General features: G+C 60.3%; 4 protein-coding genes and 1 pseudogene. 1 reads left to right on the top strand and 4 read right to left on the bottom strand.

The features are described 5' to 3' along the window. From AC1DQP_RS14035 to AC1DQP_RS14020, 4 genes are all read right to left on the bottom strand, one after another. Nucleotides 1-357 (bottom strand): condensation domain-containing protein (locus AC1DQP_RS14035; RefSeq protein WP_478051833.1); only part of this gene is annotated, 357 nt, incomplete at its 3' end. A gap of 60 nt (nt 358-417) precedes the next feature. Further along, nucleotides 418-1,269 carry a cupin-like domain-containing protein gene (locus tag AC1DQP_RS14030; protein WP_457319678.1) on the bottom strand — a complete coding sequence of 284 codons (852 nt, stop codon included), beginning with the start codon at nt 1,267-1,269 and terminating at the stop codon, nt 418-420. Further along, the gene (locus AC1DQP_RS14025; protein ID WP_478051832.1) at nt 1,266-4,568 is read right to left on the bottom strand and encodes a non-ribosomal peptide synthetase; all 3,303 of its coding nucleotides are present in this window, start codon (nt 4,566-4,568) and stop codon (nt 1,266-1,268) included. Before AC1DQP_RS14025 ends, AC1DQP_RS14030 begins: the two co-directional genes overlap by 4 nt. Nucleotides 4,569-4,698: 130 nt before the next feature. Continuing rightward, nucleotides 4,699-5,955, bottom strand: coding sequence for a pyridoxal phosphate-dependent decarboxylase family protein (locus tag AC1DQP_RS14020; protein ID WP_478051831.1), 1,257 nt, complete (start codon nt 5,953-5,955; stop codon nt 4,699-4,701). A gap of 317 nt (nt 5,956-6,272) precedes the next feature. On the opposite strand from AC1DQP_RS14020, the pseudogene AC1DQP_RS14015 reads away from it, so the two are divergent. Further along, a pseudogene (locus AC1DQP_RS14015) lies at nt 6,273-6,560 on the top strand (IS3 family transposase); the annotation flags it as partial. Between the last annotated feature and the right edge of the window lie 516 nt (nt 6,561-7,076).

Raw genomic sequence — 7,076 nt, 5'->3', positions numbered from 1 at the left:
CGGGAACCCAGCCTCGGCTGGCTCGATGCGCTGCTTCGGCGTGCCGTCGACAACGACCAGCGACGTGCGCAGGGATTCGTGGCGTACCACCAATGCGTCCAGCGCCTTGCGCAGCGCGGCAACATCCAGGTGACCGCGCAGCGCCAGTGCCAATGGGATCGTGTAGGCGGCGCTGGCTCCCTGCATCTGCGCAAGCAGCCATAGACGTTGCTGCGCATACGATAAAACGCTCAGCGCACCGGCTTCCCGCTCCAGCGGTGCAATGGCGGGAAGGCGGATCGGCTTGTCGGCCCCTCGGTTACGCAGCTCGGCCAGTTCGGAGAGCGTCAGSTTCCTGAGCTTTTCGGTAATTGACATCTGGATTTCCCGTCCATGTGAGATTGCAGAATGCGAAATTCGGGCGCTACAAAAGAAGTTCTAGGCGAGGCCGCCCAGATAGGCGAGCATGTCCCGATCGAAGTTGTTGTGCGGATTGGCGACTTCGCGCCGGTACGGCTCGGCATGTTCTTCGTGGACAAAGTTCCAAGTCACCGAGATCGAATCGGATATCGAAGTGACGTCATGGAACCAGGAGCCCGGAATGAACAGGATCTCGCCAGGACGGAGCACGTCCTCAAAGGTGGGCTCGATCAGGTTAAAGTCGGGGAAGCGATGCGGATCAACGGCCTGCGGGTCGACATAACCTTGAGCATCCATGAGCTTGTCGGCATGGCTCGGCGCATAGAAGGTCAGGCGCTTCTCACCGTAAAACTGGCACAGCACCGCATCGGTGCCGAACGGGTCGCGGTGTAAGCGCGTGCGCCCGCCGCGACCACTGATGAACAGCCCCTTGTAGGGGAAAAGACCGGTGACGGGTGAACGATGGCCACCTTTGGGCACGCATGGCAGAACGAAGCCATCACACGGGAAGAACGCCGGGTGATCCCAATCCTCGGCCAGGACCTCGAAGAGAGTATCTGCCCAGGTGAAATCGACATCCTTGAAGCGCACGTAGGCACGGACATACTCGTTGGACAGAATGCTGGCCGACTTGCCGAAGTTGTTGTCCAAGTAGTCTGACAGCGTTTCGATGTTCTGCAGCGCAAAAAGATCATCGTAGACCTGTACTTCCATATCACCGCATTTCTGCTTGAGATAATCCGGTCCCCAGCGCATGAGAGCTGGCCAGCCATGCATCGCATCGGTCACGATGACTGGCTCGCCGGACTGCAGGTGGTCACTGACAAACGCCTCTGGCGTCACTGCCGATTTCCTGACGATGGTCTTCACTTGGTTTCCCGCTCAGTAATGTCTGCGATCAATGCCTCGATCTCCCCGGAAGGTCCCAGTCGAGCGTAGATGCCCATCAGGATGCTTTCTGCAAAGTCAGCCAATGTCGGGTGATCGAATACGGTCGCCAGGTCCAGTGGCAGGTCAAGCTCATCCTGCAGCCGGCCAAGCATTCTTGCCGCCATCAGCGAGTGCCCGCCGAGCTCGAAGAAATGGTCGTGCCGACCCACGCGTTCCACCGACAGTAGCCCTGCCCATATCCGCGCTACGAGTTCCTCCACCTCACCCCGTGGCGCCTCGTAGGTACGCACTGCACGTGCCTGCCGATCGGGCACTGGCAGCGCATCGCGGTCCAGCTTTCCGTTGGCGGTAAGCGGCAGCGTTGGCAGCAGTACGAATGCGCTCGGCAGCATGTACCCGGGCAGCACCTGGGCGAGCTCGTGGCGAAGCAGCAGTGCCGAGAGCTGGGCGTTGCGCCTGGGAACCACATAGGCCACCAGCTCCATGTCGTCTGCGCCATCGGCGCGCGCAATGACCGCAACGTCCTGCACCCCCTCCACACGGGCCAACTGCCCCTCGATTTCCGCAAGCTCGATCCGGAAGCCGCGCAACTTCACCTGGAAATCGTTACGTCCCAGGTACTCGATGCTGCCATCGATCCGCCAGCGGCCCATGTCCCCGGTTCTGTAGACCTTTCCTGCTGACAAATCGAAGGGGTTGTCGATGAAGCGCGCTTGGCTCAACTCCGGTTGGTTGAGATACCCGCGTGCGACCTGCGGGCCACCGATCAGCAGCTCGCCAGTCATCCCGATCGGTACCGGCTGGAGGTGCTGGTCGACGATATAGATGCGGGCATTGGTGACCGGGCGACCGATCGGGACCAGACTCGCGGCGGGATCGAAGTCGGCGCTGGCATCGAAGGTGGTGCAACCGACCACGGCTTCTGTCGGTCCGTACTCGTTGACAATACGAGTACGCGGCGCCAGTTCGCGCCACAGCGCCACGGTCTGCACGGGGAGTGCCTCGCCGCCGACCACGAAGCAGCCGACGTGGATCAACTGTCTCTCGCGCCGCAGGCGCTCGCCCAGCAGGTGGAGATGCGATGGGGTGATCTTGACGAGGTCGATGTGATCAGGGGCGCTGAGGATAGTTGCCAATTCGTCCTGGCTGCCGCTTTCCCCCAACAACAGTGCACGGCCACCGCTCAGCAGCGGAAGGTAGAGGCTGGTGATTGTCGCGTCGAATGTGATCGGCGAGGAGACCAGTGAAACCATCGGGGCCCTGCACCGGTATTCCTGCAATGCCCACTGCAGGTAGCAGGAGAGGCCTCGATGCTCGACCATCACCCCCTTTGGCTGGCCGGTAGACCCGGAGGTATAGATCACGTAAGCCAGATGCCGGTCGGTCAGGCCACTGTCAGCACGAGGAATGTTGCTGGAAGGCTGCGCGGCCAGCTCTGCGTCCTTGTCCAGCTCCAGAACCTGCAGTCCGCTGTCCGGCAGCAGCGAACGGACCGAGGAATGTGCAAGTACGCATTGGGGCTCACTGTCGCTCAACAGATAGGCCAGTCGTTTCGCCGGCAACACCGGGTCAATGGGCACGTACGCGGCCCCCGCCTTGAGCACGCCCAACAGGGCAGCCAACATCTCGATGCAGCGCGGCATGAAGAGGGCCACACGCTGGTCGGGGGCAATGCCGGCGCCCCGCAACAGGTGTGCAATGCGATTGGCGCGTATGTTCAGTTCGTCATATGTAAGCGCCTGTCCATCGCATTCAACTGCAATCGCGGCGCCGTTGAGATGGACCTGGTCCTCGAATGCTTCATGGGCCAACCGGGAAGGCATCTGGCTGGAACCGCTGGCGCTGAAGCGTGAAGTCACGATTTCATGTTCCTCGCACGGCAACATTCGCATCTGCAGTGCCGGAAGTGATGCAGACCCGACCATCGACTGCAGTGTTTCCTGCAGGTAGGCGCGGTGTCGCTGCATGGTGGCTGCGTCATAGAGCGCGGTGGCGTAATTGAGGCTGCCTTCGATGAGATGTCCCTGTTCGCCGAGGGTGAGCTCAAGATCGAACTTGACCTGGTTCGATGGCTGCGGAAGGAGCTGGACGCTCACGTGAGGAAGGGTGATGACAGGTTCGCGCGTGTTCTGGAGAGTGAACAGAACCTGGAAGATCGGGCTGGCATCACGCCTGCGTGCCGGCTTCAGCGTCTCGACAACAAGGTCAAATGGAACGGATTGGTGCGCCTGTGCCTGCAGCGAGGTGTCCCGGATGCGGGCGAGCAGTTCCGCGATCGTTGGCTTGCCATCGAGTTTGATGCGCAGGGCGAGCATGTTGACGAAGAAGCCTGTGAGTGGCTCGATCTCAATACGGTCACGATTGGCCGACGGGCTGCCGATGATGATGTCGTCCTGGCCGGAGAGGCGGCAGAGCACGATGCTCCACGCAGCCAGCAGTACGACATGCAATGAAGTGTTGTGCGTGAGCGCCAGTGCCTTCAGGCGGGCGGTGAGCGCCGCGTCGATGGAAATCGGCACGGACGCGCCGACCGTGGATTGAAGTGTTGATCGAGGCCGATCGGTGGGCAGGGACAGAAGCTGGGGAATCCCTTCAAGTTGGCTGCGCCAGTATTCGAGGTGGCCGTCCAGGCGCTCCCGCGTCAGTTCCTTGTGTTGCCACGCTGCGAAATCCGGGTACTGGATGGATAGCGTCGAAAGGAGTGGCTCTCGACGCTGCAGCTTGGCTGCGTAGAGCTCGCAGAGCTCCTGTGCAAGGATTCCGAGCGACCAGCCATCGGAAATGATGTGGTGTTGGGAGAGGATCAGCAGGTAGGATTCATCCTGCACCTGGATCAGCCGCGACCTGATCAGCGGACCTTCCGCCAGATCGAATGGCGTTGTGGCTTCGGTGTGCTGGATCATCGCCAGCGCCGCATCGGGATCGCTCTGTGTGCGCAGGTCGTCAAAGATCAGCGGCAGACCCTGCGAGGTGGCAAGCAAGTGCACGCGCGGCTCACCCTGCCGCTCCACGAACACAGAGCGCAGTGATTCATGTCGCTCGAACAGCGCGTCGAGCGCGGACGTGAGCTCGGTGACATTCAGCGGTCCCCGCAGTTGAAGCGCAACGCGCATGTTGTAGTGGGTGGCGCCGCGATCCAGCTGGTTGATGAGCCATAATCGGCGCTGGGCAAAAGACGCGGGCAGATCGCCGTTGCGCGGAATACTCTCGATGGGAGCTGAGAGAAGCACACTTGGTGCCGGCGTTTTGGTCCTGGCCAAGGCGAGCAGCTGTTCCATCCGCTGCTTGCTGAGCCCGCGCAGCAACCCATCCCTAGTATTCATCCAAGCTCATCCCTGCTTGCTGGCCCTTCCAGGCATCCGTGTTTCATGCGTGCGTACATCGCGTGCTGGCGTTCCCTGCGGGCGCTCAATATGTCAACACCAGCTGGTCCTTGGCAGAATGTCGTTGAGCCGGCGGTTGGGCGCGTACTTCCTCGACTGCCAGCCGGAGATCGCGGAAGTACTCGTCAAGCCGGGCAGCGTGAACCAGGTTGACGGTCTGATGAATAGCCCGTGGCCGCGCGACCAGACTCATGTACCACCCGCGGTCGCTCATCCTCCTGGCGATGTCAAAGGCATCAAGTTCGTCCGAGGCTGTAGCGATGATGGTGAGGTGTGGGGGTGCGATGACGGCCAGGCCCCTGATTGAGGCCAGTCTTTGCAGGTGGCGATCACGCAGATCCATCAGTGCTGCGGTGATACCAAGGTAGCCCTGCCTGCCCAAATGGTGCATGACGGCCCAGGCCGATGCGATCGGCCCGCCGGAGCGCGTGCCGCTTAGTGTTGGGGTGAAGTACTCGCCCTTGGGCCAATGGGCGAAATGATTGAACTGGAAGCGCTGGTCGTCCAAGCTCCGATATAGAATCAACGAAGCGCCTTTGGCCGAATAGCCAAATTTGTGCAGATCTGCAGAAAGCGAACGTACACCAGGCAGGTCGAAATCGAAGGCAGGCAGGTCGTATCCAAGTTCACGTACAAAGGGTGAAAGCAAACCACCCACGCAGGCATCGACATGTAGCCATACACGCCGCCGCTGTGCGAGTTCGCTTAGTTCGTCGATCCTATCAATGAGTCCAAATGGCAATGAAGGAGCCGAGCCGGCGATGAGAATGGTGTCGGGCGTGATGGCCGATTCCATTGCGGATACGTCGCTGCGTAGATCTGCTCCAACTGGGGTGCGCGTCACGGTTATTCCGAGAAGCTGCGCACCTTTATCGAAGGCGGGATGCGCGGATTCCGGAATGACGATATTCGGCTGCCCAGAGCTGCTGCGCGCAGCCGCTTCGTCACGCGCGGCTTTCAGGGCAAGGATAATGCTCTCGGTTCCGCCCGATGTAATGCTCCCGGAAGCTCCAGAAGGGGCGTTGAGCAGGCCCAGCACCATCCCGACTACGTCGTTTTCCATACGCTGGCAGCTTGGAAACGCTGCGGGGGCAAGCGCATTGGAATCAGCGAACTGAGCGAACGCGGTCCGTGAAATCTCATCTACTGTTCGGCTGGCGAAGTAGCAGTGCAACGGCAATCGGCCGTCCCTTACATCCCAGTCGCCTTGCTGTACATGCGTCAAGCGCTCGCGCACCTGCGCGACGTCGAGCCCGGTATCGGGCAAAGCATAACGTACCATCGGTCCAACCTTCTCCTTGTGGCACTTAAGTCACTGGGGTCCGAATATCGATGTCAAGGGTTGAACGCCTGTGACAACCCAAGGATCCGAAGATATACGCTGCCGAATGATAAGGCAATGCCACTTAGGGAGGCATTTTTGTGCGGGTGTTGCGGGGAATTGTGTGCTCCTGCATTCACCGGTGACTGTTGAACGCGCGCGCGTTGCTTGGGTAGAAGAAACCTGTCTTGGACAGATGAATGGACGCGAAGTTGCCGATCCGGCATCTGCGATTCTGGAAGCCAGTATGGACATGCGGCGGGTGGGGCCACGCCAGCGGCAGTCTGCTCAGGAGCGGTGACTGCTGGGGCCATCTGTCGGGCAGCAGCTTGATCTGTTTAATGAGTGCGGCGGGTCATTGCGGCGACAAAGCTGCCTGCGTAGGCTTTTTGGCGCGGTTCGAGCGTGAGCGGATCTATAGAACCAGCTACCTGACGTTGGGTGCAGCACGAGCGGATGTGTTTGGCTACATCGAGCAACGCCATAATCCAAGGGTGCGACGARGAGTGACCAGGCAAGATCAGAATGTTGCAGCCCTTCTCTTACAACCGTCCGTGATATCTGGGGTAGAACCCAGCCCCCTTGACGGAAGGGGGAGTAGCCCGTGGCGACCCCCGCCCGGACGGACACGCGGACTGAAGTGCTCTGGATATCCCAGTAGATCGTGACGAAGGGCGAGTGATCGCCGACCAAGCAGCTCCCTTCCGAGCTAATGCGGAGCAACTTCGCCAAAGAAGGTGGCGATCTCGGGGACCAGTTGTCGAGCGTCTCGCTGGGGCAAAAAAGGAAGGTTTGGAAGCCCTGGATCAACACAGAGTCTCGGTCTGAGGATGATTGGCTCGAGTCCGGTACCGGTAAAGGACTGCCTGTTGGACTAACCATTCCATCGCCTTGCACGCCAGAGTCGCTGGTAGATGGTCGAGCTGGACCAACTTACGGCATGGACGTGCAGTGTGTCAGATCGAGGACCTTTATCCTTCAAGGGTGGCGGTTGGACCAACTATTCCAGTCGACCAAGCAGACGGATACGAAGGGGTGGCCCAGCCGGGCTACCCCTTTTTTCATGCCGCGCCCGGTAGAGC

Source organism: Stenotrophomonas sp. P5_A8, from assembly GCF_056400545.1.
The sequence above is the reverse complement of the archived record's forward strand: the minus strand, read 5'-3'. Positions and strand labels throughout refer to the sequence as shown.

What these genes read in the sequence shown, in the direction of transcription:
- AC1DQP_RS14025 (WP_478051832.1), bottom strand. Translation starts at nt 4,568, where the DNA reads ATGGAACAGCTGCTCGCCTTGGCCAGGACCAAAACGCCGGCACCAAGT.
- AC1DQP_RS14020 (WP_478051831.1), bottom strand. Translation starts at nt 5,955, where the DNA reads ATGGTACGTTATGCTTTGCCCGATACCGGGCTCGACGTCGCGCAGGTG.